Annotated in this window: 21 protein-coding genes and 1 tRNA gene; 6 read left to right on the forward strand and 16 right to left on the reverse strand. The window is 71.2% G+C overall.

Translation table 11 applies throughout. The features are described 5' to 3' along the window. Positions 1-87 precede the first annotated feature (87 nt). Positions 88-1,737 (reverse strand): long-chain fatty acid--CoA ligase, encoded by a 1,650-nt coding sequence (locus ACGFZW_RS11890; RefSeq protein ID WP_393892936.1) that lies wholly within the window; start codon positions 1,735-1,737, stop codon positions 88-90. Positions 1,738-2,537: 800 nt separating this feature from the next. Then, positions 2,538-4,550: a SpoIIE family protein phosphatase gene (locus ACGFZW_RS11895; protein WP_393892937.1), complete on the reverse strand. Its 2,013-nt coding sequence runs from the start codon at positions 4,548-4,550 to the stop codon at positions 2,538-2,540. A gap of 258 nt (positions 4,551-4,808) precedes the next feature. Between ACGFZW_RS11895 and ACGFZW_RS11900 the strand changes: the two genes are divergently transcribed. Further along, entirely contained in the window at positions 4,809-8,954 is a 4,146-nt protein-coding gene (locus ACGFZW_RS11900; RefSeq protein WP_393893265.1) for a HAMP domain-containing protein, read from the forward strand. Beyond that, entirely contained in the window at positions 8,951-9,718 is a 768-nt protein-coding gene (locus ACGFZW_RS11905; protein ID WP_393892938.1) for a two-component system response regulator, read from the forward strand. The genes ACGFZW_RS11900 and ACGFZW_RS11905 overlap by 4 nt, the downstream gene beginning before the upstream one ends. A gap of 42 nt (positions 9,719-9,760) precedes the next feature. Here the strand turns inward: ACGFZW_RS11905 and ACGFZW_RS11910 are convergent, their stop codons facing one another. From ACGFZW_RS11910 to ACGFZW_RS11940, 7 genes are all read right to left on the reverse strand, one after another. Then, entirely contained in the window at positions 9,761-10,294 is a 534-nt protein-coding gene (locus ACGFZW_RS11910) for a SigE family RNA polymerase sigma factor (protein WP_393892939.1), read from the reverse strand. A gap of 177 nt (positions 10,295-10,471) precedes the next feature. Continuing rightward, positions 10,472-11,638: a lipid-transfer protein gene (locus ACGFZW_RS11915; protein WP_393892940.1), complete on the reverse strand. Its 1,167-nt coding sequence runs from the start codon at positions 11,636-11,638 to the stop codon at positions 10,472-10,474. Beyond that, positions 11,635-12,054, reverse strand: coding sequence for a MaoC/PaaZ C-terminal domain-containing protein (locus ACGFZW_RS11920; RefSeq protein ID WP_393892941.1), 420 nt, complete (start codon positions 12,052-12,054; stop codon positions 11,635-11,637). Before ACGFZW_RS11920 ends, ACGFZW_RS11915 begins: the two co-directional genes overlap by 4 nt. Continuing rightward, positions 12,051-13,154, reverse strand: a complete 1,104-nt coding sequence (locus ACGFZW_RS11925; RefSeq protein ID WP_393892942.1) for an acyl-CoA dehydrogenase family protein — start codon at positions 13,152-13,154, stop codon at positions 12,051-12,053. The genes ACGFZW_RS11920 and ACGFZW_RS11925 overlap by 4 nt, the downstream gene beginning before the upstream one ends. A 1-nt stretch (position 13,155) precedes the next feature. Further along, a complete protein-coding gene (locus tag ACGFZW_RS11930; protein ID WP_393893266.1) occupies positions 13,156-14,160 on the reverse strand; it encodes a bifunctional MaoC family dehydratase N-terminal/OB-fold nucleic acid binding domain-containing protein in 1,005 nt (334 codons plus the stop codon). 47 nt (positions 14,161-14,207) lie between these two features. Beyond that, complete coding sequence (locus ACGFZW_RS11935; protein WP_393892943.1) at positions 14,208-15,365, reverse strand: acyl-CoA dehydrogenase family protein; 1,158 nt, start codon at positions 15,363-15,365, stop codon at positions 14,208-14,210. Positions 15,366-15,569: 204 nt separating this feature from the next. Then, positions 15,570-15,875, reverse strand: a complete 306-nt coding sequence (locus ACGFZW_RS11940; RefSeq protein ID WP_393892944.1) for a hypothetical protein — start codon at positions 15,873-15,875, stop codon at positions 15,570-15,572. 420 nt (positions 15,876-16,295) lie between these two features. Between ACGFZW_RS11940 and ACGFZW_RS11945 the strand changes: the two genes are divergently transcribed. After that, a complete protein-coding gene (locus ACGFZW_RS11945) occupies positions 16,296-17,285 on the forward strand; it encodes a bifunctional DNA primase/polymerase (protein WP_393892945.1) in 990 nt (329 codons plus the stop codon). A gap of 114 nt (positions 17,286-17,399) precedes the next feature. On the opposite strand, the gene ACGFZW_RS11950 is transcribed toward ACGFZW_RS11945, so the two are convergent. The 3 genes from ACGFZW_RS11950 to ACGFZW_RS11960 all read right to left on the reverse strand — a co-directional run bounded on the left by ACGFZW_RS11950 (position 17,400) and on the right by ACGFZW_RS11960 (position 19,649). Continuing rightward, a complete protein-coding gene (locus ACGFZW_RS11950; RefSeq protein ID WP_393892946.1) occupies positions 17,400-18,170 on the reverse strand; it encodes a class I SAM-dependent methyltransferase in 771 nt (256 codons plus the stop codon). Positions 18,171-18,293: 123 nt separating this feature from the next. Continuing rightward, positions 18,294-18,824, reverse strand: coding sequence for a GNAT family N-acetyltransferase (locus tag ACGFZW_RS11955; protein WP_393892947.1), 531 nt, complete (start codon positions 18,822-18,824; stop codon positions 18,294-18,296). A gap of 219 nt (positions 18,825-19,043) precedes the next feature. Beyond that, a complete protein-coding gene (locus ACGFZW_RS11960; RefSeq protein ID WP_393892948.1) occupies positions 19,044-19,649 on the reverse strand; it encodes a TlpA family protein disulfide reductase in 606 nt (201 codons plus the stop codon). Positions 19,650-19,842: 193 nt separating this feature from the next. Here ACGFZW_RS11960 and ACGFZW_RS11965 point away from each other — a divergent pair, with 193 nt between their 5' ends. Beyond that, on the forward strand, positions 19,843-20,298 hold the full coding sequence (locus tag ACGFZW_RS11965; protein ID WP_393892949.1) for a hypothetical protein: 456 nt from the start codon (positions 19,843-19,845) through the stop codon (positions 20,296-20,298). A 34-nt stretch (positions 20,299-20,332) separates the two neighbouring features. Here ACGFZW_RS11965 and ACGFZW_RS11970 read toward each other — a convergent pair whose 3' ends face one another. The 4 genes from ACGFZW_RS11970 to ACGFZW_RS11985 form a co-directional block, all read right to left on the reverse strand. Beyond that, positions 20,333-20,515, reverse strand: a complete 183-nt coding sequence (locus ACGFZW_RS11970; protein ID WP_393892950.1) for a DUF6381 family protein — start codon at positions 20,513-20,515, stop codon at positions 20,333-20,335. Between the two features lie 325 nt (positions 20,516-20,840). Further along, entirely contained in the window at positions 20,841-21,422 is a 582-nt protein-coding gene (locus ACGFZW_RS11975) for a hypothetical protein (protein ID WP_393892951.1), read from the reverse strand. A 765-nt stretch (positions 21,423-22,187) separates the two neighbouring features. Then, positions 22,188-22,274: transfer RNA gene (locus ACGFZW_RS11980), tRNA-Ser, on the reverse strand. A gap of 42 nt (positions 22,275-22,316) precedes the next feature. Beyond that, positions 22,317-23,894, reverse strand: coding sequence for a trypsin-like peptidase domain-containing protein (locus ACGFZW_RS11985; RefSeq protein WP_393892952.1), 1,578 nt, complete (start codon positions 23,892-23,894; stop codon positions 22,317-22,319). A 285-nt stretch (positions 23,895-24,179) separates the two neighbouring features. Here ACGFZW_RS11985 and ACGFZW_RS11990 point away from each other — a divergent pair, with 285 nt between their 5' ends. Together ACGFZW_RS11990 and ACGFZW_RS11995 are read left to right on the forward strand one after the other, a co-directional pair. Further along, positions 24,180-25,025: a glycerophosphodiester phosphodiesterase gene (locus ACGFZW_RS11990; protein WP_393892953.1), complete on the forward strand. Its 846-nt coding sequence runs from the start codon at positions 24,180-24,182 to the stop codon at positions 25,023-25,025. 53 nt (positions 25,026-25,078) lie between these two features. Continuing rightward, positions 25,079-25,750, forward strand: a complete 672-nt coding sequence (locus ACGFZW_RS11995; protein ID WP_393892954.1) for an ATP-binding protein — start codon at positions 25,079-25,081, stop codon at positions 25,748-25,750. Positions 25,751-26,014: the final 264 nt, after the last annotated feature.

Here is a 26,014-nt window from a genome sequence, read left to right on the forward strand (position 1 = left end):
CTGAAGAGCGGTGCGCCGTAGGGGAGACAGCTCGCGCCTTCCCCTACGGCCGCCCCGGAGGGGCCCCGGGCCCCCTCGCCCGTCGGCTCAGCCGAGGGTCGTGACGTCCAGCTCGCCGTCCGCGTACTGCCGGCGCAGCACCTTCTTGTCGAACTTGCCCACGCTCGTCTTCGGCACCGCGGGGATCACCGCCCACCGCTCCGGCAGCTGCCAGCGCGCGATGCGCTCGCCGAGGAACGCCTTCAGCTCTTCGTAGCCGGTGGCGGCGCCCTCCACCAGGACCACGGTCGCCAGCGGGCGCTCGCCCCACTTGTCGTCCGGTACGGCGACCACCGCGGCCTCGGCGACGTCCGGGTGGGCCATCAGATGGTTCTCCAGCTCAACCGAGGAGATCCACTCGCCGCCGGACTTGATGACGTCCTTGGCGCGGTCGGTCAGCGTCAGATAGCCGTTCGGGGTGATGGTGCCGACGTCACCGGTGCGCAGCCAGCCGTCGGGGCTGAACTTGTCCTCGGGGCGCAGCGGTTCGCCCTGGGCGCCGCCGTAGTAGGAGCCCGCGATCCACGGCCCGCGGACCTCCAGTTCGCCCGCGGACTCGCCGTCCCAGGGCAGTTCCTCACCGCCGGGGCCGATCAGCCGCGCCTCGACGGAGGCGGGGAAGCGGCCCTGGGTGGCGCGGTAGGTCCACTCCTCCTCGCCGCTCACCCCGGCCGGCGGGTGGGAGACGCAGCCCAGCGGGGACGTCTCGGTCATGCCCCAGGCGTGGACGACGCGGATGCCGTGCCGCTCCTCGAAGCCGCGCATCAGCACCGGCGGGCAGGCGGAGCCGCCGATGATGACCGTGCGCAGGCAGGAGACATCGCGCTGCTTGGCGTCCAGTTCGGCGAGCAGGCCCTGCCAGATGGTGGGCACCGCGGCGCCGATGGTGGGGCGTACCGCCTCGATCATCTCGGCGAGCGGGGTGGGCTGCAGGAACCGGTCGGGCATCAGCAGCGACGCGCCGGCCATGAACGCGGCGTGCGGCAGACCCCAGGCGTTGACGTGGAACATCGGCACGACCGGCAGGGCGGTGTCGCGGGAGCTCAGCGCGAACGCCTCGGCGTTGTTGACCTGCAGCGAGTGCAGGTACAGGGAGCGGTGGCTGTAGAGCACGCCCTTGGGGTCGCCGGTCGTCCCGGAGGTGTAGCAGAGGGCCGCCGCCTGCCTCTCGTCGATCTCCGGCCAGGGGTAGCTCTCGTCCCGCCCGGCGATCAGCTCTTCGTAGTCGTGCACCCGGACCTGCGTGCCCGAGAGGGGGGAGCGGTCGCCGGGGCCGGCGACGACGATGTGCTCCAGCGTGGGCAGCTGCGGCAGCAGCGGGGCGAGGAGCGGGATCAGGGTGCCGTTGACGAGCACGACCCGGTCCGCGGCGTGGTTGACGATCCACGTCAGCTGCTCTGCGGGCAGCCTGAGATTGAGGGTGTGCAGCACCGCGCCCATGGAGGGGATCGCGAGATACGCCTCCAGGTGCTCGGCGTTGTTCCACATGAGCGTGCCCACGCGCTCGTCGGCGGCGACCCCGAGTTCGTCGCGCAGTGCGTGGGCGAGCTGCCCGGCACGGCTGCCGACCTCGGCGAACGAGCGCCGCTGCGGCTCTGCGCCGGTCCAGGTCAGGACCTGGGACTCGCCGTGGACGGTCGACCCGTGGGCCAGGATTCGCGAGACCGTGAGCGGTACGTCCTGCATCGTGCTGAGCACCGGGTGCCTCCGCTTGTTACGGGCGGGTAGTGGTGCTGTGATTCTCGACGCGTACCGGGCGGTATGTCACGCCCTTGAGATGTGTTCTTTATCCTCCCCCGCCGGGACCGGGCCGGGAGGTGAGCCCACCCGGCCCGGTCCGGCGCCCCGTTGCCGCCGGCGAAGGGCCGACGCCCGCGGCCCGGGGCAGCGGAACGCCCCGGCGGGGGCCACTCCCGCCGGGGCGTCCTCTCCTGCGACGGGAGCCGGAAATCCCGGAGGGCCGGCCGGACCACGGAGGAAATGGTCCGGAAAGGCGCCCTCAGGAGGCCATTGCCTCGCACAGAAGAGTCGAATCCCAGGGGCGCCGATAAACCCTCGGGATAAATACGCCACCGACCTCGTCGAAAAACTCTCCCGGACGGCGCATCGAAGCCGTGCCACACTTCGACCACACCGGATGAGAAGGAGATTTGACCAGGGGCGAGGCGATGGCCTCATTGTTTACCGTAGGGCTTCGCGCCCTTTGCGACCCCGGCCATGACGTGCACTTCATACCGCTCCTAGCCGAGCGGACGCGGAAAATCTTCGGGGACCCGGCGGTCCGGTGCGCGCCTGTGAGATCGTCAACGAAATTGCCGTCCGGAGTCGCGCCTTTGAATGCGGAATTCATCGGAGTCACTGCTTCCTCCGCTTGCGTCGGCACTACCTTTCGCCCTTGCCAAAACTAGCGGCCGGGGCGGAGGGCAACAATTCCCCGAAAGGGTGACCACGAACCCGTTGGCGGATATCTGATAATTTCCGCGCGAAAAGGAGCCGCCCTATTCTGGGGAGCGTTGTCCCTCCGGCGCGGCCTGCAGGACCAGCACCGAGAGGTCGTCCTCGACCGGCCCCACACCGAAATCGTGTGCCGCCCGCCGTACGTGCTCCGCCAGCGCCTTGGCGCCCAGCCCGGTGCCCTCGCGCAGCACCTCGGCAAGGCCGTCGTTGTCGTCCAGCTGCCAGTTGCCGCAGCGGCGTTCGGTGACACCGTCGGTGACGCACACCAAGGTTTCGCCGGGCGCCAGGGTGAAGGGGCTGGCCCGGAATTCGGCACCCTCGTCGATGCCGAGCAGCATCTGGGGATCGCCTGCCGTCGTGACGGCCCCCTCGGCGGAGAGGTGCAGTGGCAGCGGGTGGCCGGCGCTGGCGACCATGCCGCGCGCGCCTGCCCCGCCCGGGTCGACCTCCAGCTCCCCGAAGAGCAGGCTCAGGAAGCGGGAGCTGGCGAGTTCGCCGCCGATCGCCACGGCCTCCGCGCTCTCCTCGGCCATGGCCACGTTCAACCGGCCGAGCACCGACTCGACGCCGTGACCCTCGCGGGCCAGCAGGCGCACCAGGTGGCGGGCCAGCCCGGTGACCGACATCGCCTCCGGGTCCTTGCCCTGGACGTCCCCGAGGAGGAAGCACCAGCGGCGGTCGCCCATCGGGAAGACGTCGTAGAAGTCGCCGCCGACGGTCTGACCCTCGCCGTGCGGCTCGTAGACGATCGCGGTGTCGACACCGGCGATCCTCGCCAGCGACGCGGGCAGCTGTCTGCGCTGGAGCGCCCGGCTGATGGTGGTCTGGCGGGTGTACTGGCGGGCGGTGAAGACCGCCTGGGCCACCCTGCGCGCGACGTCCTCCACCATCCGCGCCACCGCGTCCGTCATCATCAGCTGCCCTGCCCGGCCGAGCAGCAGAACGCCCTGGTCGGTGTCGCGGGCGACCAGCGGGAAGGCCAGCGCGGACCCGCCGCCGGGGTCCCCGCCGGCGCTTTCCGGCCAGGGCCACGGCGTCCCGGCCATGCGTGCCCCGACCGCCGGCGAGTCCCGCTCCAGCTCGGCGCGCAGCGGGTTGATGCGCTGCTCGTCGACGTGCCAGACGCGGGACAGCTGCATGTCCGGGCCGTCGCCGGTCAGCCAGATACCGCACCAGTCGGCGAGGCGGGGGACGAGCAGCTGCGCGGCGAGCGCGGTGACCATGTCCTGATCGAGCTGTCCGGCGAGGAGTTCGCTGGTCTCGGCGAGGAACGAAGGGCCGCCGCGGTCGGCCCATTCGGCGGCGTTGCGCACGTGGGGGTGGGCAGGGGCGAGGCCCACCGGCGGCTCGTCGGGCGGCTCGATGGACGGTTCGGCGGGCGGCTCGATGGACGGCTCGGTGGGGGGTGCCGCCTCGGGAGGCGGCGCGGCGGGGGGCACTGCTGCGAGAGGGGGCTCCGCAGCCGGTGCAACCGCGGGAGGCGGCTCGGCCGGAGAGGTCTCGGCGGCGGGCTCCGCCGCGCGGGAGGGGAGCGGCGGCGCCGTCACGTACACCGGGTCGGCGATCTCCAGACGGAACCACACGGTCTTCTCCGCGTGGCGATAGGTGACTCCCCACTCCTCCGCCAGGGCGCCGACGAGCTGGAGGCCGTAGCCGGGCTCGTCGTGGCGGGCGTCCACCCCGCCCCGCACCATCCGGGAGGGGTGACGGTCGGTGACCTCGACCACCACGCCGCTGGGCCTGCTCCCGGCCGCCTCACCGGGCGGCGTCGGCAGTCGCTGCTCCATACGGCAGAGCACGTCGATATCGGTGCCCGCGTACATCACGGCGTTGGTCACCAGCTCGCTGACCAACAGGGAGACATCGTCCGCGAGGTCCTCGGCGACCGCTTCCGGGATGGCACCCCCGGCCGCGTCGGCGGGTTCGGGCACCGACCGCGTTCGCCCGGTCAGCACGGCCCGGACGAACTTCCGGGCGGCGGAGGGCGCGAGTGGATTCGCCGGCAGCCCCTTGCGGGACACCGACTGCGTCGCGTGAGCGGACAGCTGTCCCACTGCGCCCCCTGGGTGCACCGGGGAAGAAGGAGTGTCGGGCGCTTTATACTATGACATACATGCCCAAAAGGATCATTGGGGGGATGGTGCGACATGGCACTCGACCCGGCCCGGCCTGATGCCGCCTCTCCGCCCGCAGAGTCCCCTGATACCCCCGACCCGCCGGCCGCCCCGGCACCGGCCGCCCCGGCGGACCCGGTCACCTCGCCCGACGGGCAGTGGGTGCGTACGAGTGCGCTGCGGCCTCTGCTCGCGGCGATGAACGCGCTGTGCGACGGCGACTTCTCGGCCCGGGTCGCGAGCCCGGACGACGGCGTGGTGGCCGATATGACCGGCGTCTTCAACCGGATCGTCGCGCGCAACGCCCATCTGGCCCAGGAGATGGACCGGGTACGGGGGGAGATCATCCGGCAGGGCCGCCTGGACGAGCGGATCACCGCGAGCCCCGGCCAGGGCACCTGGGCGGCGAACGTCGACGCGGCGAACAGCGTGCTGGAGGCGCTCGTGGTCCCGGTGGCGAAGGCCACCCGGGTGCTGGACGCGGTGGCGGACGGCGATCTGACCCAGCACGTCGATCTGCACGACGGCAAGCGGCAGATGCGCGGCGATCTGCGCCGCCTGGGCAGCGGTGTCAACCGCATGGTCGACCAGCTCTCCCTCTTCACCGGCGAGGTCACCCGCGTCGCCCGCGAGGTCGGCACCGAGGGCCGGCTCGGCGGCCGGGCCAAGGCGCAGGGTCTGTCGGGCGACTGGCTGCATGTGACCGAAGCGGTCAACACCATGGCGTCGCGTCTGACGGCGCAGGTGCGGGACATCGCCGTCGTCACCACGGCGGTGGCGCGTGGCGACCTGACGCAGCAGGTCACCGTCGAGGCCACCGGCGAGCTGCTGGAGCTGAAGCTCACCGTGAACACCATGGTCGACCAGCTGCGGGCGTTCGCCGACGAGGTCACCCGCGTGGCCCGCGAGGTCGGCACCGAAGGACAGCTCGGCGGCCGGGCCCAGGTGCGCGGCGTCTCCGGCGTCTGGAAGGACCTCACCGACAACGTCAACTTCATGGCGTCCAACCTGACCTGGCAGGTCCGCAACATCGCGCAGGTGACCACGGCCGTCGCCAACGGGGACCTGAGCCAGAAGATCACGGTGGACGCGCAGGGCGAGATCCTCCAGCTGAAGTCGACGATCAACACCATGGTCGACCAGCTCTCCGCCTTCGCCGACGAGGTCACCCGCGTCGCACGCGAGGTCGGCACCGAAGGACAGCTCGGCGGCCGGGCCCAGGTGCGCGGCGTCTCCGGCGTCTGGAAGGACCTCACCGAGAGCGTCAACTTCATGGCCGACAACCTCACCTCCCAGGTCCGCAACATCGCCCAGGTGGCCACCGCCGTCGCCGAGGGCGATCTCGGCAAGACGATCACCGTCGAGGCGAAGGGCGAGATCCTGGAGCTGAAGTCGACGATCAACACCATGGTCGACCAGCTCTCCGCCTTCGCCGACGAGGTCACCCGCGTGGCACGCGAGGTCGGCACCGAGGGCAACCTGGGCGGTCAGGCGCAGGTCAGGGGGGCGTCCGGGGTCTGGAAGGACCTCACCGACAACGTCAACTTCATGGCCCTGAACCTCACCTCCCAGGTCCGCAACATCGCCCAGGTGACCACGGCCGTCGCCAACGGCGACCTGTCGAAGAAGATCGACGTGGACGCCCGCGGCGAGATCCTGGAGCTGAAGGACACCGTGAACACGATGGTCCAGCAGCTGCGGGCGTTCGCCGACGAGGTCACCCGCGTGGCCCGCGAGGTCGGCACCGAGGGGCGGCTCGGCGGCCGGGCCACCGTCCACGGTGTCTCCGGGGTCTGGAAGAACCTCACCGACAACGTCAACTTCATGGCCGACAACCTCACCTCCCAGGTCCGCAACATCGCCCAGGTGGCCACCGCCGTCGCCCGCGGCGACCTGTCGAAGAAGATCGACGTGGACGCCCGCGGCGAGATCCTGGAGCTGAAGACCACCATCAACACGATGGTCGACACCCTGTCGTCGTTCTCCTCCGAGGTGACCCGCGTGGCCCGCGAGGTGGGCAGCGAGGGGCAGTTGGGCGGCCAGGCCCGGGTTGAGGGCGTCTACGGGACGTGGAAGCGGCTGACCACCAGCGTCAACGAACTGGCACTGAACCTCACCACCCAGGTGCGTGCGATCGCCGAGGTCGCCAGCGCCGTCACCCAGGGCGACATGTCCGGCTCCATCTCCGTGGAGGCCCAGGGGGAGGTCGCCGCCCTCAAGAACAACATCAACCTGATGGTCTCCAACCTCCGCGAGACCACCCGCGCCAAGGACTGGCTGGAGTCGAACCTCACCCGTATCGCGGGCCTCATGCAGGGCCACCGCAACCTGGTCGAGGTCGCCGACCTGATCCTGCGCGAGCTGACCCCGCTGGTGAACGCGCAGTTCGGGGCCTTCTTCCTGGCGGCGGCCGGCGCCGAGCCCGGCGAAGGGCTGGAGCTGATCGCCGGATACGGCACCGGGCAGGCCGAAGGCCGCAGCTCGCTCCCCCGGCCCGGCGCCCCCGGGTGGGGGCTGATCACCCAGTCCGCGACGGAGAAGAAGCGCATCATCGTCGAGGCGGTCCCGCCGGACTACATCACCATCCGCTCCGGTCTCGGCGCCGCCGCACCGGCATCCGTCGTCATCCTGCCGATCCTCTTCGAGGACCAGGTGCTCGGCGTCATCGAACTGGCGTCGTTCAGCCGGTTCAGCGAGGTGCACCTCGCCTTCATCGACCAGTTCGTCAACACCATCGGCGTCTCCATCAACACGATCCTCGCCAACTCCCGTACCGAGGCGCTGCTTTCGGAGTCGCAGCGGCTGACCGCCGAGCTGCGCCAGCGCTCCGACGAACTGCAGCTGACCAACGCCGAGTTGGAGGAGAAGGCGGCGCTGCTGGCCACGTCCTCGCAGTACAAGTCGGAGTTCTTGGCCAACATGTCGCACGAGCTGCGCACCCCGCTCAACTCCCTGCTGGTGCTCTCCCGGCTCCTCGCCGACAACCCCGACGGGCGGCTCTCCGCGCAGGAGGTCGAGTTCGCCGTCACCATCCACCGGGCGGGCTCCGATCTGCTCCAGCTGATCAACGACATCCTGGACCTGTCGAAGATCGAGGCCGGGCGGATGGACGTGCATCCCAAGGCGCTGCCGCTGGACAAGCTGCTGGAATACGTCCGGGCGACGTTCCGGCCGCTCTGCGTCGACCGCGGCCTCTCGTTCGACGTGCAGGTCGGCGCACAGGTGCCGGAAGAGCTGTTCTCGGACGAGCAGCGACTCCAGCAGATCCTGCGCAATCTGCTGTCCAACGCGGTGAAGTTCACCTCGTCCGGCGGCGTCGAACTGCGCGTCGAGCGGGCGTCGGGCGCGGACTTCGACGAGGACCCGCTGCGCAAGGCTGACGCGGTGATCGCCTTCGCGATCAAGGACACCGGCATCGGCATCCCCGCCGAGAAGCTCGACGCGATCTTCGAGGCGTTCCAGCAGTCCGACGGCACCACCAACCGCAAGTACGGCGGCACCGGCCTCGGCCTCTCCATCAGCAGGGACATGGCCACGCTGCTCGGCGGCAGGATCGTCGCCGAGAGCGAACCGGGGGTCGGCTCCACCTTCACCCTCTATGTGCCCGCGCGCTACGCCGGGCCGTCCCCCGCGCCGGGCTCCACCACGATCCGGTCGTCCACACGCGGCTCCGAGCCCACCGGGGCGGTGCTCTCCGTGCCGGGCGGACGGATCACGGCCCGCACCGAGACCCCGTCGGCCTCCCTGCCTGCCGCTCCGGCGGCGGCTCCGGCGACTCCGGCCGCTCCGGTGCCCGACGCCCCGCGCGTCGCCGACGGCGGCGACGTCACCTGGCCGGAGACGACCCGGCTCAAGCAGTGGCTCACCGGGCGCGCCGGGCAGGTGCTGGCCAACCGGCTGGTGCTGATCGTCGATGACGACATCCGCAACGTCTTCGCGCTCACGCATGTGCTCGGCCGGGTCGGGATCAGCGTGAAGTACGCCGAGAACGGGCGCGAGGGCCTCGAAGTGCTCGACCGTGCCCCCGACGTGGCCCTGGTGCTGATGGACATCATGATGCCCGAGATGGACGGCTACGAGATGATCCAAGCGATGCGGCGCACGCCGCGGTTCGCCGAGCTGCCGGTCATCGCGCTCACGGCGAAGGCCATGCCGGGCGACCGCGAGAAGGCCATCGAGGGCGGGGCGGACGACTACATCCCCAAGCCGGTCGACGTGGACGGCCTGCTGACGGTCATCTGCCGGCTCCTCGATCCACAGGGCGAGGCCCAGGACACGCAGGAGGAGACCTCCTTGGCCACCGACGGGGAGGACGACGAGGGAAAGGCGGAGCCGCAGTCATGACCACCGCACCGGACACCTCCAGCATCCTCATCGTCGACGACATGGAGGAGAATCTCGTCGCGCTCGAAGCCGTGCTGAGTTCCCTGACGCAGAAGGTGGTCCGCGCCCGCTCGGGGGAGGAAGCGCTCAAGGCCATGCTGCGCGAGGAGTTCTCCGTCGTCCTCATCGACGTGATGATGCCGGGCATGAACGGCTTCGAGACCGCCGCCAACATCAAGGGGCTCGACCAGACCAAGGACGTGCCGATCATCCTGCTGACCGGGGCGTCGGTCGATCCGAACTACGCCTACCGCGGCTACACCGTGGGCGCCGCCGACTTCCTGATCAAGCCGTTCGATCCGTGGCTGCTGCGCACCAAGGTCAACGTCTTCCTCGACCTGCATCGCAAGAACCGCCAACTCGCCGCGCAGGCAGACCAGTTGAAGAGGCTACTGACCTCGGACAGTCCGCCCGAGGGCGCCCCGGAGCCACCGGCGTCCGAGGACGCCTCGTCCCCGGAGAACCCGGCGCAGCCCACTCCGGCCAAGACCCCGGTGCTGACGGAGAGCCCGCAGGAGGCCGCGGCCGGCGACGCCGAGCAGCAGGACACCGCCCCGGGTGACGGCTCCGACGACTCGACGCGGCTTGCGGAGATCGCCGGCCAACTCGCCCAGCTGGAACTGACGTTGCGCGACAACAAGGGCAGGGAGCCCGAGGGGCTGGCCGAGCGCATCGCCGACCTGGAGCGTGCCGTCAGCCGGCTACTGCCCGAACGGGGCCGGTGAGCGACCGAGAACCCGCCGGTGCCGAGGGGCGATGGCCCGCGCTCACGCCGACAGGGCGAGTTCCGGGTCCGCGCGGAGCTTGGCCAGGGCGCGGGAGACGGCGCTCTTGACCGTGCCCACCGAGACCTCCATGACCTCCGCGGTCTGCGCCTCGCTCAGGTCCTCGTAATACCTGAGCACGACCATGGCCCGCTGGCGCGGGGGCAGCCGCATCACCGCGCGCCACATCGCGTCCCGCAGGCCCTGCAGCTCGGCCGGGTCCGGGGCGGGCGTCGGGTCCGGCTCGGGCAGCTCGTCACAGACGAACTCCTCGACCTTGCGCTTGCGCCACTGGGAGGTACGCGTATTCATCAGCGCGCGGCGGACGTAGCCGTCGAGGGCGCGATGGTCCTCGATGCGCTCCCACGCCACGAAGGTCTTGGTGAGTGCGGTCTGCAGCAGATCTTCCGCATCGTTGGGGTTCGCGGTGAGGGAGCGCGAAGCGCGCAGCAGCACCGGCCGCCGGGCCCGTACGTAGGAGGAGAACGACGGGAACACAGTGGCGTTCGAGGCGCTTGTGCACACTGGCGTGGTCATGGCTCAACGCTAGAAGTGAGCGGGGCCCCGGGGATCGGCCCCAGGTGCCGAAGCGCCGTCCCTCTCAAGTTGTACGTGCGGCGCCGCCGCCACCTCCTCAGGGCGGACGGGCGGCTCCTCCCCCCTAGGGCGCCACCGCAAAGTCCCTGGCCCACGACGGGGCCGCCACGCCCCCGTTCAGTCGTCGGCACCCAGGACCATCCCCGAGGTGGGCACGCCGGTACCCGCGGTGACCAGGACCCGGGCGGCGCCCGGTGCCCGGTTGACGGACGAGCCGCGGATCTGGCGCACCGCCTCGGCGATGCCGTTCATCCCGTGCAGATACGCCTCGCCGAGCTGCCCGCCGTGGGTGTTCAGCGGCAGCGCGTCCGCCGCGACGAAATCGGCCGCCTCACCGGGGCCGCAGAAGCCGAACTCCTCCAGCTGCATCAGCACGAACGGGGTGAAGTGGTCGTAGAGGATGGCCACATCGATGTCCGACGGTCCCAGACCCGCCGTACGCCACAGCTGGCGGGCCACCACCCCCATCTCCGGCAGGCCGGTCAGGTCGTCGCGGTAGAAGCTGGTCATCTGCTCCTGCGCGCGGCCGGCCCCCTGCGCCACGGCCGTGATCACCGCGGGCGCGCGGCGCAGCTCGCGGGCGCGCTCGGTGGAGGTCACCACGATCGCCTGCCCCCCGTCGGTCTCCTGGCAGCAGTCGAGCAGCCGCAGCGGCTCCACGATCCACCGGGAGGCGGCGTGATCGGCGAGGGTGATGGGCCTGCCGTAGAAGTGGGCGGCAGGGTTGCGGGCGGCGTGCCTGCGGTCGGTGACGGCGACGTGGCCGAAGGCGTCCGGGGTCAACCCGTAGGTGTGGAGGTAACGCTGGGCGGCCATCGCGACCCAGGAGGCGGGGGTGAGCAGCCCGAAGGGAAGGTTCCAGCCCAGCGCCGCGCCCTCGGCGGACGGCTCGCGCTGCTGCACCCCGGAGCCGAAGCGTCGGCCGGAGCGCTCGTTGAAGGCGCGGTAGCAGACGACGACGTCGGCGATACCGGAGGCGACCGCCAAGGCCGCCTGCTGGATGGTGGCGCAGGCCGCGCCGCCGCCGTAGTGGACGCGGGAGAAGAAGGACAGCTCCCCGATACCGGCCGCCTGGGCGACGGTGATCTCCGGGTTGGTGTCCATGGTGAAGGTGACCATGCCGTCGACGTCGGCGGGGGTGAGGCCGGCGTCGTCGAGGGCGGCCCGCACGGCCTCGACGGCCAGTGTGAGTTCGCTGCGGCCCGAGTCCTTGGAGAACTCGGTGGCACCGATCCCGGCGATGGCGGCCCGGCCGCCGAGCGCATCGGCGCGGCGCACGCTCACCGGTCCGCCTCCCGGCCGTCGGTGGCGGGGACGGTGACCGTGACGGTGCCGGTGACGTGGTTACCCAGCCCGTTCGCCCCGACGATCCGCACCTGCGCGGTGTCACCGTCGACGGCGGTGACCGTGCCCCGCAACACCATGGTGTCCCCCGGGTGGTTGGGTGCGCCGAGCCGGATGGCGACCTTGCGCAGGGCGGCCCGGGGGCCGAAGGCATCGGTGACGTAGCGGCCGACCAGTCCGTTGGTGGTCAGGATGTTCATGAAGATGTCCGGGGAGCCCTTCTCCCGGGCGGCCTCCGCGTCGTGGTGCACGTCCTGGTAGTCGCGGGAGGCCACGGCCCCGGCGACGATCAGGGTCCGGGTGAGGGGAAGCGTGAGGGGCGCCAGTTCGTCCCCCACGGCGGCGGGCGGCGTCATACGGGCTCCTCCATCCGGTTCGCGGTCAGCAATTCCCCGAGTTCTTCGAGCAGTTGGGCTCCGGACCCGAGATAGGCGCCGAGCTGTCTGCCCCACAGGAAGTGCCGGTGGGCGGGGTGGGTGACATCGGCCCCGATGCCGCCGTGCAGGTGCTGGCCGGCGTGCACCACGCGGATGCCCGCCTCCGCCGCCCACCAGGCGGCGGTCATCGCGTGCGGCGCCGCGTCCAGGCCCTCGTCGCGGCGCCAGGCCGCCTCGTAGGCGGTGACCCGGATCGCCTCGGTGTCCATGTGCGCGTCGGCGGCTCGCAGCAGGACACCCTGGTTCGTGGAGAGCGGGCGGCCGAACTGCTCTCGGGTGGAGGTGTGGGCCACCGCTCGGGCCAGGGCGCCGGCGCACACACCCGCCTGGAGACCGGCGAAGGCGGTACGGGCGGTGGCGAGCACCTCGTCGTACGGAGCCGGCCCTTCGGCGTCTCCCAGCGGCTCGGCCGGGGCGCCGTCCAGGGTCAGCCGCCCGGCCGACCAGGGTGCGGTGGTCGCCACCGGCACGACGCCGACGCCCTCGGCCGCGGTCCGTACGAGCCACAGCCGCCGGTCCGCGTCCGGGACCAGGAGCAGCGTGGCCTCGCACAGCCAGGGCACCACGGGGACGGTGCCGGTCAACCGGGCCGGGGCACCGCCCCCGGTGCGGGCCGCCCCCGACTTCGCCCCAACGGGGGCCGCCCGCACCGGGGGCGGCCCCCCGCCATGCGTGAAGGCGCCGGCCGCCACCTCGGCCCCCGAGCGCAGCGGCGGCAGCAGCCGCTCACGCTGCTCCGGGGTGCCGTGCGCGGCGACGGCGAGCAGACCGTGGACGCAGGTCGCCGCCAGCGGCACCTGCGCGGTCGCCCGGCCCTGCTCCTCGAGCAGCAGGACCAGACCGAGCAGCCCGATGTCCTCGACCGCCTCGGGCAGCCCGGCAGCGGTCAGGGCCTTCCACAAGTCCCCGTCGGTGGCCGTCCCCAGGGTCGCGAGCCGCGCGGGCGTGGAGAGGTCCGTGAAGATCTCAGCGGCCAGAGCGCTCGCCGCCCGCTGCTCGTCCGTGGGTGTGAAGTCCACCTCAGCCCTGCCCTTCGACACGGAAGACGGGCAGCTCCAACTCAGCGTCCACGCGCAGGAATTCGAGCCGTACCGGCATCCCGATGCGCACCTTGTCGTGCGGCACCCCGATCACGTTGCTCACCATCCGCACCCCTTCCACGAGCTCGATGAGCGCCACCGCGTAAGGACCCGCCGCGTCGGAGCCCCGGTCGAGGCGCGCGAAGGCGGGGAACGGCGGGTGGTGCATGACCACGTACGAGTAGACGGACCCCTGCCCGCTCGCCTCGACGGCCCGCCACCGCGGCGACCCGCAGGCGTTGCAGCCGGGCAGCCACGGGAAGCGCGGTGTCCCGCAGCTCTCGCAGCGCTGGATCAGCAGGCGGTGCGCGGCGACGCCCTCCCAGAACCCGGCGTTGTCCCGGTTCACGACCGGCCGCGGGCGCCGGGGCACGGAGGGCGCGGGCGCCTTGGGCGCGGTGGCGTTGGGCGCGGTGGCCGGCGTACGGGCTCCTGCCGCTCCGGCGGACGCCGGGCCGGCCGCTCGCGCCGCGGCCGGTGCGTACTTGAGGACGCGGAAGCGATGCGTACCGGCGAGCTCGCCGTCGGCGCGCACATCCATGCGCGTGGTCACGAAGTACCCCGTGCCCAGCTTGGTGGTCTTGCGCTCGGACACCGAATCGATCACCCCGTCGAAGGTGATCCGGGCCCCGGGGCGCAGCGGCCGCAGATACTCCTGCTCGCAGTCGGTGGCCACGATGGAGGTGTATCCGGCGCCGTCCAGCAGGGCGGACAGCTCGCCGTACGCCGACGAAGGGTCGGTGTGGCCGGACAGCCCACCCATCGTCCACGCCTGCAGCATCGTCGGCGGGGCGACCGCACCGGGCCCGCGGTAGGCCGGGTGATCATCCCCCATCGCCTCGCACCAGTGCCTGATCATCGGCTCGTTGACGGGATCCTTGCCGACCCCGCCGGTGGTCGTCGCCCGGCCCTCGAAGCGCTTGAGATCCGCGTACAGCGCGTCCATGGCGCCGTCCGCCCGCGCGCCCCGGCCCCGCTCCGCACTCCGCCCGCTCACCGGCGCCCCCTCCGCATGCCGAGCCGCATCGTCGCCACGATCTCGCGCTGCACCTCGCTCACCCCGCCCCCGAAAGTGTTGATCTGCGCCGCGCGGTTCATCCGCTCCAGCTCGCCGTCCTCGAAGACCCCCGGAGCACCGGCCCGCACCAGAGCCGCGTCTCCCACCACGTCCTGGCACATCCGGTAGACCTCGACCGTGCTCTCCGTCCCGGCGAACTTCACGCCGGCCGCGTCGCCGGGATGGAGGGTCCCGGCGCCCACGTCGCCCACCAGCCGCCAGCTCAGCAGCCGGGTGGCGGCCAGCCGGGCGTGCGCCTCGGCCAGCCGTGAGCGCACCCACGCCCGGTCCGCGGGCCGCCGCCCCGTCGCGCCGTCCGGGGTCGTGGCGTACTCGAGGGCTGCGTCGAAGGCGTCCTCGGCCTGCATCCCGATGGCGGCCAGTGCCACCCGCTCGTGGTTGAGCTGGTGGGTGATCAGCTCCCAGCCGGCGTTCTCCTCGCCGACGAGGTTCCCCGCCGGCACCCGGACGGCGTCATAGGAGGTCGCGGTGGTCGTCAGCCCGCCGACCGTCTCGATCGGCGTCCAGGTGAAACCCGGTGCGTCGGTCGGCACGAGAAGGATCGAGATGCCGCGGTGCTTGGGCGCCTCCGGGTCGGTGCGGCAGGCGAGCCATACCCAGTCCGCGTGCTGCGCGTTGCTGGTGAAGCTCTTGCTGCCGTCGATCAGCCAGTCGCCGCCGGAGCGGACCGCCCGCGTACGCAGCGAGGCGAGGTCGGTGCCGGCCTCCGGCTCGGTGTAGCCGATCGCGAAGACGAGGTCGCCGCTGAGGATGCGCGGCAGGAAGTAGTCCTTCTGGCGCCGGGTGCCGTAGGCCATCAGCGTCGGGCCGACGGTGTTCAGCGTGACCATCGACACCGGTGCGCCCGCGCGGTACGCCTCGTCGAAGAAGACGAACTGTTCGTCGGGGCCGCGGCCCTGCCCTCCGTACGCGGTCGGCCAGCCGAGGCCCAGCAGGCCGTCCGTGCCGATGCGGCGGCGGATCGCGCGCTGCTGCGCGGCGTCCTCGACCGGGCCGTCCGGCATCAGCTCCCGGAAGTAGGAGCGGAGTTCCGTGCGTAGCTGACGCTGTCGCGCGGTAGGGGCGAGGTGCACGTCGGTGGCCTCCCCTTCAGGTGGCGGCACGCCGGGCGCCGGCCTCCCGGCGCACGAACGAGCGAGAGGGTTTCTGACTGTCCGTCAGAAACCCTCTCGCTGTCAAGGTCGGCGCGACGGACCCCAGAGCAGCCCCATTCACCGCCGCGCCGTACCTCGCATCACCCGCCGGTCATCCGCCGCTTCCCCGAGCGGCGGGGTGTGTCACCAGAGGTTGCTGAAGTTGACGGTCTCGTTGGCCTGGTCGATGTGCGTGAAGCCGGAGCCGTTCACGCTCGCGGTGTTGTTCTGGTTCGAGGCACCGGGCCCGTTGGCCACCTGCTGGGTGGACGTCGAGTTGCCGTTGTTGTTGCCCCCGACACCGGAGCCCGACTGGCTCGTCGATGCCGCGCTCGACCCGTTGTTCGCAAAGCCGCCGTTGTCGGCCTGCGCCACACCGGTGAAGAGTACGGCCGCGAAAGGCACGGCGGCCGCAAAGGCGATGACGCGGGCGGTACGGGTGCTTGCCATGTCTATTCCTCCTACGGAACACAACTTCGGAACCTGCTGGAACTCATCGATCCGGAGACGCCCCACGCTGCCTGCGTCCCCTTTGGAAGCTCTTGAAGTGCAGGAACTCCGTTTGTTCACCGAGCAGTTGGCCACCTGCCGCAGTGCTTGTCTCGACGTCGCGAACTCAGGATTGCCCACCGAATCCCCGGCGAACCCGTCAGGACGGGTCGATTCCCTCGCAAGCATGAGGAACCCCGGCTAAACCCGGACCGCGCCTCGGCGCCCCCACTCGCGCCCCTCTCGGCCCCCTCCGCCGGCCCCCGGCCCCGGTCGGCGGCTTCCCGCAAGGACAGCGGTGATCGTGAATTTTCGACCCACCCCCCCGGCGTGCGACCTGCCCCCCTTCCCCTCGTCGAACATTCGTACGAAAATAAATCCATGGCCACGCCACGACGCCATACGGAACCGCCCCCGCGCCTCGCCCCGCTCCCCCAGGCGGCGGACGCCACCCCACGCCCGGGAGACCCCCAGGGAGGCACCCTGGAAAGCCCCGGCTCCGCCCCGCGCCTCCTCGCACCCGCCGACGCGCATGCCGCCGCCCTCGCGCACGCCCTGAGCGCCGCCGCCCGCGGTTACGCCGTCATCCCACTGACCCGCACCAAGCTGCCCGCCGTCCGCTCCCCGCACCGCGGCCATCCCGGGTCCCCGCCCTGCCGTGGCGCCTGCGGCCGCCCCGGCCACGGCGTACACGACGCCACCACCGACCCCCTCGGCATCCGCAGACTGTTCGCCGCCGCCCCCTGGGCCACCGGCTACGGCATCGCCTGCGGCCTGCCGCCGCACCACCTCATCGGCATCGACCTCGACACCAAGAACGGCGCGGACAGCCTCACCGCCCTCCGGTTCATCGCGGAGGCCCACCGCTTCCCGCTCCCACCGACCGTCACGGTCCTCACCCCCAGCGGCGGCCGCCACCTCTGGCTGACAGGTCCGCCCTCACCGCCGGCCCCGCGCGTCCCCAACTCCGTCGGCCGCCTCGCCCCGGGCATCGACATCCGCGGCGCCGGCGGCTATCTCGTCGGCCCCGGCTCCGTCACCGTCCATGGCCGCTACGTCCTCGCCCCCTGCATGCCCGAGCACCCCGCCCCGGCGCCCCGAGGTCTGCTCACCCTCGTCACCTCACCCACGGCCCCCGCACGCCCCGACACCCCGCAGGCCGTACCGCCCCAGCCCGCCGGTGCCCTCGTCCGCTTCGTCCGCAGCTCCCCGGCCGGCCAGCGCAACGCCCGCCTCTTCTGGGCCGCCTGCCGCGCCCACGAATGCGGCCTCGGGCCGGAACTCTCCGCCCGCCTCCTCGCCGCCGCCCGCGATACCGGCCTCTCCGAACAGGAAGCCCTCGCCACACTCGCCTCAGCCGCCCGCCGCTGACACCGCCGGGGCGTGGACGTCGCGCCCGGGCCGCCGGGCCTCGCGACGCGTTCCCGCTCACACGCCTCGACCGGGCTCACCTGGCCGGCGCCGGCCCACGGGCCCCACTCCGGGCTACGCGCCCGTCTCCGGCTTGCGCGCCTCGATCAGGAACCGGGTGGTGTGCGCGACGAACGCCCCCTCCCGGCGGATCAGCTCATCCAACTCCCGCAGGCGATCACGGTATTGATCGACGGTGAACCCCGGGACCATCCAGATCACCTTCCGCAGGAAGTAGACGACGGCCCCGATGTCGAAGAACTCCGTCCGCAGCGACTGCGTACGCAGGTCGACCACCTCAAGTCCGGCCGCTTCCGCATCCCGCCGGGCGTCCTCGGGGTGGCGGGCACGCCGTACCTCCTCCGGCTGCGGCCCCAGGAAGAACTCGACCAGCTCGAACACGCTGGCAGGGCCGACCTGCTGGGAGAAATACCGCCCACCGGGACGGAGCACCCTGGCGATCTCCGACCACCACACGGTGACCGGATGGCGGCTGGTCACCAGGTCGAAGGCAGCGTCGGCGAACGGCAGCGGCGGCTCGTCCTCGTCGGCCACCACGACGGCGCCGAGCGGATGCAGCACCTCGGTGGCCTTGGCGACGTTCGGCGGCCAGGACTCCGTGGCCACCATCACCGGCGGCAGCGGCGCGGCCCCCGCCAGCACCTCACCGCCGCCCGTCTGGATGTCCAGCGCAGCAGACGCCTTCGCCAGCCGCTCGCCCATCGAGCGTTGGTACCCCCACGACGGCCGCTCCTCCGTCGCCCGCCCCGCCAGCCAGGAGAAGTCCCAGCCCGCCACGGACACCGACTCGGCCTCGGCGATCAGATCCTCAAAAGTACGTTCCATACCCACATATTCACGGCAAAAGCGCTGTTGGGCCAACGATTTACGCCCCCGGCGCCGCGGCCGCTCCCAGTCCGCCGAGCGCCCCGTGCCGCCGCCCGGGGCTCGCCAGGGGCGGCGGTCACGTCACGCCCCTGGCCTCGCCCGTCCCGTAAGGGCCTGTTCCTCCGCCACGTCGATCATGAATACCGGCCGGTCCCACCTCACGGCAGGCGGATTCGCGGGCTCCGTCCCGCTGGGCCGGGCGCCCACGCTCCGGTAGAAACCGGCCGCGGGCGGATGCGAGACGACCCGCACCCGGACCAGACCGGCGCGGCGCGCCTCCCCCCGCATGTGCTCCATGAGCAGCCGCCCGATCCCGGCACCCTGCTCCCGGTCCGCCACGAACATCAGGTCGAGCTCGGGCGGATCGATCACCAGCGAGTAGAAACCCAGCAGCCGGCCGTCCCGCTCGTCGTCCACGGCCAGGAACACCCGGTGCGCCTCGACGTAATCCGGCCCCACCCGGTATCCGTCGACCGCCGAGGCGTACAGCCCGTCGTAGGCCCCGGATCCCTGCACCATGCGGCTGATCCGCTTGGCGTCCCGCGCCACCGCCCGCCGAATGGTCACTCCGGCGCCTGCCCGGCCCCGCGCCCCCGCACCCCGCGAACCCATCGCACCCACTTCCTCTCACCCGGCCCCCGGCCGCCGCACTCCCGGTGCGGGAGCCTGGGTACCGCCACCCCAAAAAATGGGGCACCACCTGCAGGTTTGCAGCCCGCGGCGGCAGTACGCAACGTCGTCGCGGCCCACACGCCGCCAAGGCTTGCCCGCCCCTGGCGCCCTTCAGCCACCGACGGACTCGACCGGTAGCAGCCTGCCAGGACGGATGGCTCACTTCTCGGCGACCACCGGGGCGATCATCCTGCGGAGCTCGTCCTTCTCCAGTGCCCCGAGAGTCCGGGCGGCGGGCCGCCCCTCGCGGTCGAGCACGACGGTCGCGGGGATCGCCTGCACGTTGAGAGTGCCCTTGGGAAAGCGCAGCAGCAGTTTCGCGGTCGGATCGAACAGACTCGGGTAGGGCATCCTGTGCCGCTCCTCGAAGCTGATGGCCTGCGTTTTCTCCGCGTCACCGACATTGATGCCCACGAACGCGACACCCCTGCCCTTACTGGCCTTCGCCACCTCGGCGAAGTTCGGCGCCTCGGCGATACACGGTCCACACGTCGAGCCCCACACATTCAGGACGACGACCTTGCCCTTGTAGTCGGCGACATCCAAGGGCTTGCCGCGCGTGGTGCTACCGGAGATGTCGGGAGCCGTCTTCCGGTCCGCCACGGGAATCGTGCCGACTCCGCCCTTCCCCGGCACGAAGTTCGCCCGGGAATCCTCGTCGGAGTCCCCACCGTCACAGGCACTCAGGCTCAGCGCGGCAATCCCCGCAAGGAGAGCTCTACTCCAGTACTTAGACGGGAAGTTGAGGACACGACCGGAACTCATGGTCAGCAGTTTTGCACGGGCCGGAAACAAGGATTCACGCGGGCCGAGCAGACCGCCACTCCGCCCCCAACAGGACGGGCCAGAAAGGAATCTCCGCCCCGGAAACCTTCCCCGGAGAGGTATCCGGCCGCCTCTCGGAACCCTTCCACCGTGTGGCACGTCCTGCCATGAAGCAGAAGGGAGAACCAAGAGCGTGCCCACCACCACACGCCGCGCCTTCCGGGCAGGCAGCGCCCTGTTCGCCCTGGCGGTCATCGCATGGGGCGTCATATCCCTTCTGCCGACGCCTGCGACCAGGGCCGCGGAGCAGGTGGAACGGCGAGCATGGATGCACCACGACCAACACGAGCCGGCTCAACGCTTCTACGTCCCGACCTCCGCGCACATCAAGAATGGCGTCGCAGTCCTCCGCTACCGGGTGAATGGCAGCCAGGATTCCTGCGTACGGGACTTCCTCAGAACGTACGAAATCAAGGCCGCGCCCCAGAACGTCACGCCCCTCGAAACCACCTACAGCGATGACACCGGCAAGACCCACCGCCGGATCACCGTCGCCTACAAGCACCCCGCCGCCCCCGGCGAAGACACCCGCTCCGACGACACAGCCGCCCGGATAACCGTCACGGCCAGGCCCCCCACCGACGGCTGAGTCGGAACCCGCCGCCATGGGGGACACCTGAGAGCTACATGGGGCCCCTTCCGAGGTCCCCCTTGTCGTCGGCCTGCTTGCTTTCCTGCTCCAGCATCCGGGCCCTGGCCTGGAGCAGCATCCGCGCATCCGGGTCGGTGGCGCGCTCTGCAGCCTCTTTCAGCTCCGCTGCCTTGGCACGCAGCTGCTGAATGCGACCACGATCGAAGTCACTCATGATCACTCCCAGAAGTGAAGAGACAACTGACCACTTCAGGACACCAGCGCTTACGCCGCCATGCATCTCGAACCACCGACAGCAGGCAGCCACGCGCCACGCACCCGAGACAGCCACCGCGCTCCAAGAAGGCCCGGAACCGTGCTGCCGCCACTGCGGGTACTCGCGTGCCGCACGCCACGCCGATCCCACCCACCGGAGCCGATGCCGACACACAGAAGGAGCATCCGATCCCCTCGGGCACCCCTTCTGACCAGCTGATTCGCTCACCTCGACGCAGCCTGTGGGAGGCGAACCGCGGTGGCGTTGCGGCCGCGAGCGAGGCTTACGGGTGGTACTTCTCCTCGACCGTCTCCCCCGCGCCGGACTCGGGGTTCATGGTGACGCGGACGGTCACGCTGCCGGTCTTCGCAGCCTTCTCCAACTCGTCCACGGTGCACTTCGAGGTGCCGTAGCCGTCGTCGCCGAGGGACACGCTGCCCTGGTCGTCGGAGCAGATCGAGGCCGCGCCGAGGATCTTCGTGGCGTTGGCGACGAAGAACGCCTGGTCCATGCCGCCGCTCTCGGGCTTGACGATCAGCTTGCCGGGCGCGAGGTACTCCAGCGTGCCGACGATCGTGCGGTGGTTACCGGCGTGGGCGACGCCGCCGCCCCCGGGGGAGGCGGACTCGCCGCCGGCCTGGCCCTGCGAGCCGGACTTGTCCGAGGAGGAGCCACTCGTGGGCTGGGCCGAGGCCGATGCGTCCTTCGAGCCGCTCCCGGCCGCAGAGCCCGCGGCCCCCGCCGCCCCGGAGCCCTCCCCGCAGGCCGTGACCCCCAGGCCCAGCGCCGCGGCTGCGACGACAGCGGCGGCTATCCGACGGCCGGCGCGGCCGCGGAGGCGGTTGGTGACGGTGGCGGTGTTCATCGTGTACTCCCGTTGCTCTGTTCTCTCGTTCGCTCCCGGACGACCATAAGCTTCGAAGATCAAGTTGGCGTTCCACTAACGGACGGCTAATGCGCCGCAACTGCCCACCGATGCACGCCCCGACCGGCCGACGGCGCTCACCAACTCCCCGGGGTGCAGCCGCACATCGGGGGCGGAGGGGTCTCGAAGCCGGGGGCGGCGAGGCTGAGCGCTCCGGGCACACGGGCCAGCAAGGGCGAGGCGCTGTACCGACGCCGTCGCGGATGCGGGAGCGCGAGCGGACCGAGCCCCTATCCGTGGCTAAGGGGGCTATCTGCTTCCGCGATGTGGCGGAGCCCGTCATGGGCGCTCCGCTAGGTGCGGCCATACTTGTGTGACCGCCAACGAGCGACCCAAGCAGGGCCGGAAACGGCATGGAGGTTCAGGAGAGGCGCCGAGACGATGTACCACAACGCTCGCGCCTATCGAAGGGACCGACCATGGCCACGTGCAACAACTGCGACGGCTCGGGTAAGGAACCCGTCCACGACGAAACGTGCCCCACTTGTGGTGGGAGTGGGCAGACAGAGGATCACGGCTCGACGTGGCCCCGGTCCCCCGCCCACTGAATCCCACCTATTTCTACAGATCAGAAGGTCACCGTGCCCCTCCCGTGCCCGATCCACCGGGTAATCACGGGGAATGCCGGGCAGTCGCGGTACACGGGCAAAGCGAAGACCCCTGACCAAGCTTCCTGGTCAGGGGCCTTTTCACTGCACTGAGTTGCGGAGGCTGTGGGATTTGAACCCACGGTGGCGTTGCCGCCACGACAGTTTTCAAGACTGTTCCCTTAGGCCGCTCGGGCAAGCCTCCCCGCGACACCGGTGAACGGTGTCGCGGGATCAGACTAGCGCGTCACTTGTCGCCCGTGCGCTGCCCGAGGGTTACTTCGGCCGTGTGCTCCTGGCCGCCGCGCTTGTAGGTGAGGGTGACCTGGTCGCCGGGCTTGTGCTGCCAGATCTCGCTGATCAGGGTGGGACCGCTGTCGATCACCGTGTTGTCGAGCTTGGTGATGGTGTCGCCCGGCTTCAGGCCGGCCTTGTCGGCAGGGCCGTTCGGGGTGACCGCGTCGGATCCGTCGTTGCCCGTCTGCGCGATGGTGGCGCCGTTGCCGGTGTCCTTCATCGCGACCTGGACGCCGATCTGCGGGTAGATGGGCTTGCCCGTCTTGATCAGGTCCTGGGCGACCCGCTTGGCCTGGTCGATGGGGATCGCGAAGCCCAGGCCGATGCTGCCGGACTGCTGGGGCTCGCCCATGCCCCCGCCGCTGCCGGCCGACTGGATGGCGGAGTTGATGCCGATGACGTTGCCGGCGGCGTCCATCAGGGGGCCACCGGAGTTACCGGGGTTTATCGACGCGTCGGTCTGCAGGGCGCTCATGTAGGAGGCGCTGGTGCCGCCGCCGTCGCTGGAGGCCACCGGGCGGTCCTTGGCGCTGATGATGCCGGTGGTGACCGTGCCGGAGAGGCCGAACGGGGCGCCGATCGCGATCGTGGCGTCGCCGACCCGGACGCTGGAGGACTTGCCCAGCGGCAGCGGGGTGAGCGCGGCGCCCGAGGCGTTCTTCAGCTTGACCACGGCGACGTCGTAGCCCTGGGCCCGGCCGACGACCTCGACGTCGTACTTCTTGCCGTTGGAGAACGTCGCGGTGAGCTTGCCGCCGCCCTCGGCCGCGCCGGCGACGACGTGGTTGTTGGTGAGGATGTGGCCCTGCTTGTCGTAGATGAAGCCGGTGCCCGTGCCGCCCTCGCCCGTCGCGCCCTGCGCCTCGATCGTCACGACGCTGGGCAGCGCCTTCTGCGCTATCCCCGAGACCGAGGTGGGCTTGCGGTTCAGCGCCTCGGGGTCGCCGGAGGCGGTCACCGTCGTCGAGGTGCCGTCGTCGCGGCCCGCGGCCCAGAAGCCGATGCCGCCGCCGACGCCGCCCGCGACAAGCGCAGCGGCGAGGACGGCAGCGATCAGGCCGCCGTTGCGCTTCTTGGGGGGTCCGCCGGGCGCGCCCCAGGGGTCGCCGCCGCTTCCGTAGGGCGGCGGCGTGCCCCAGCCGCCGCCGGCCGAGCCGTGCGGCGTCGCGTAGGCGGGGAGCTGGGCGGTCGGCTCGCCCGGGGCGCCGGGGCGCGGATGGCCCCAGCCCGGGGCGCCGGAGGCCGAGGATCCGCCGGACGTCGTGGGCATCCGGGCCGTGTCGGACGCTGCGCGGTCCTCACCCGGATACCCGGCCGCCGGCGTACCGCCAACGGGGGCACCGGGGACGCCGGCGGCGTTCGGCGCGAAGTCCGGCGGCGGGGGCGCCGCGGGAGGAGCGGACGGCGCGGGCGGGGCGTCCGGAGTCTGGGCGCCGGAGGCGGACGCGGGGGCGCTGTCCGATGCCTGCGGCCCCGTCGGCGGCTTGGCCTCCGACGGGCCGGGGGCTCCCTCGTTCTCGGTGCTCACAGCTCTCTCCTCAGCTTCACGACTGTGCCGGCCGACGGCCCCGGGGCCTCGTCCGGTTCCTTTGTCCACAGGGATGCGGAACCCGGTACTCCAGGATTGGGGATCCCGGCGATACAGGCGAGTCTCGGTCTCCCAGCCTTTCCCACGCCGCGTCAGGACGCCGTAAGCCGAGGCTGTGACTATGACCTCATCCTTTATGCCGGACAAAACCGGCGCATCCTCGGTAGTGCGCATCAGCCACCGGCCGGGCGGCGGCCCGGAGGTGGTGGGTGGCACGATAACGCGGTGACCTATGCACGCCCCGCCCAGGACGCCCGTCCGGGTCCTTCCGCCATTTCCGTCGTAGCCCATCGAGGTGCCTCCGAGGACGCCCCGGAACACACGCTCGCCGCCTATCGCAAGGCGATCGAGGACGGTGCGGACGCGCTGGAATGCGACGTCCGGATGACCGCCGACGGCCAATTGGTCTGTGTCCACGACCGGCGGGTGAACCGCACCTCCAACGGACGCGGCGCCGTCTCCGCCCTGGAGCTCGCCGACCTGGCCACCCTCGACTTCGGATCCTGGAAGGCCGGCCCGGACGACACCGAGGCCCCCGACCGGCAGCACGAGGACCCCGAGCGCACATCCGTGCTCACCCTGGAGCGGCTGCTGGAGCTGGTCGCCGACGCCGACCGCCGGGTCGAGCTGGCCATCGAGACCAAACACCCGACGCGCTGGGCCGGTCAGGTGGAGGAGCGGCTGGTCGAGCTGCTCGGCCGCTTCGGGCACACGAAACCGGCCATGCGCACCGATCAGCCGCCGGCGGTCCGCGTCATGAGCTTCTCGGCACGCTCCCTGCACCGCGTACGCGCCGCCGCGCCGGATGTCCCCGGCGTCTACCTCATGCAATTCCTGACCCCGCGCTTCCGCGACGGCCGGCTGCCGCCCGGGGTGGGCATCGCGGGTCCGGGCGTACGGATCCTGCGCGCGCATCCCGACTACGTCGAGAAGGCCCATCGCGCGGGCCATCGCGTGCACGTCTGGACGGTCAACGACGAAGCCGATGTGGAACTGTGCCGCGAGCTGGGGGTCGACGCAGTTATTACAAATCGCCCCAAACAGGTACGTAATCAACTCGGCCTTAGCTAAAGGTCATCACAGGGTGTGCACCGGCGCATTCGACCTGTATCCGATTGTTCCGAGTGCGTCACTGCGTGTCGCCTGGCCGGTTTCCGGTCCAGTCCATTGGGGCATTCATCCCGCGGCGTGGGGCAAAGGAGGTCTCGGGGGTGGCGTTGGTGGTGGCACAAGAGGTGCCGACGTCGTCGATCATGGCCGTACCCCATGGATCAATGGGTGTAGGCATGGCCAGGCGGCGCATGCGAGAAGAGCTGTTGGCAAGTGGAGTTCAGGACACGGTCGTCGATGACGCGGTCCTTATCCTCTCGGAACTACTGAGCAATTCGTGTCGGCACGCACGTCCGATATACGAAAACGGCTCACCGGATTCCGTAAGAGATGCCTCGGACGTCTATGCCTCCGGGTCCATCCGGGCCTCGTGGCAGATCGACGGACACGGCAGGCTGACCGTCGCGGTCACCGACGGCGGCGGCCCGACCCGACCGGTTCCGGCCACTCCGTCGGTGACGGCGCGCGGTGGCCGAGGTCTGGCGATCATCCGGTCCCTCGCGAAGGACTGGGGGGTCCGTGAATCCGTTCCGGGTGAGGTGACGGTCTGGGCCGTCCTCAGCCTGGCGGACGCATTCGCCACACGTCTGGACCTGTCGTCCGCGCTCCCGCCGTCACTCGTGGCGGGACTTGCCTCCGGTCTGCCACCGGAACTGGCCTTCGCGGACTTCGACGACCCGATGTAGCGACGTCTGCCCCGGAGCCGGAAGGCGCGTGCGTCCATCCCGGGGCACCGAACCGTGTGGCTACGCCCACCGCGCAGCCACACGCGGAGGACGCCTTGTGCGCGGGACGTTCGTAGGGCTTCGACGTACGCGCACGAGGGCAGCTGCACGCCCGACCATCCCTGCCGTACGGCCCTGCGCCGGACTTTGCGCGGGCACGTGGGAACGGCGACAGCGGTACCGGGGCACGGCGATTGCTCCTTCCGGGGGAGCTCGCGAACGGCA

The sequence above is a fragment of the Streptomyces sp. NPDC048248 genome, assembly GCF_043201875.1.
GTDB lineage: Bacteria > Actinomycetota > Actinomycetes > Streptomycetales > Streptomycetaceae > Streptomyces.

Excerpts from the sequence above, each read along its gene's own strand:
- ACGFZW_RS11930 (WP_393893266.1), bottom strand. The coding sequence starts at position 14,160 with ATGGACGCGCTGTACGCGGATCTCAAGCGCTTCGAGGGCCGGGCGACG.
- ACGFZW_RS11945 (WP_393892945.1), top strand. The coding sequence starts at position 16,296 with ATGGCCACGCCACGACGCCATACGGAACCGCCCCCGCGCCTCGCCCCG.
- ACGFZW_RS11940 (WP_393892944.1), bottom strand. The coding sequence starts at position 15,875 with ATGGCAAGCACCCGTACCGCCCGCGTCATCGCCTTTGCGGCCGCCGTG.
- ACGFZW_RS11975 (WP_393892951.1), bottom strand. The coding sequence starts at position 21,422 with ATGAACACCGCCACCGTCACCAACCGCCTCCGCGGCCGCGCCGGCCGT.
- ACGFZW_RS11955 (WP_393892947.1), bottom strand. The coding sequence starts at position 18,824 with ATGGGTTCGCGGGGTGCGGGGGCGCGGGGCCGGGCAGGCGCCGGAGTG.
- ACGFZW_RS11920 (WP_393892941.1), bottom strand. The coding sequence starts at position 12,054 with ATGACGCCGCCCGCCGCCGTGGGGGACGAACTGGCGCCCCTCACGCTT.
- ACGFZW_RS11970 (WP_393892950.1), bottom strand. The coding sequence starts at position 20,515 with ATGAGTGACTTCGATCGTGGTCGCATTCAGCAGCTGCGTGCCAAGGCA.
- ACGFZW_RS11900 (WP_393893265.1), top strand. The coding sequence starts at position 4,809 with ATGAACGCGCTGTGCGACGGCGACTTCTCGGCCCGGGTCGCGAGCCCG.
- ACGFZW_RS11950 (WP_393892946.1), bottom strand. The coding sequence starts at position 18,170 with ATGGAACGTACTTTTGAGGATCTGATCGCCGAGGCCGAGTCGGTGTCC.
- ACGFZW_RS11960 (WP_393892948.1), bottom strand. The coding sequence starts at position 19,649 with ATGAGTTCCGGTCGTGTCCTCAACTTCCCGTCTAAGTACTGGAGTAGA.
- ACGFZW_RS11910 (WP_393892939.1), bottom strand. The coding sequence starts at position 10,294 with ATGACCACGCCAGTGTGCACAAGCGCCTCGAACGCCACTGTGTTCCCG.
- ACGFZW_RS11905 (WP_393892938.1), top strand. The coding sequence starts at position 8,951 with ATGACCACCGCACCGGACACCTCCAGCATCCTCATCGTCGACGACATG.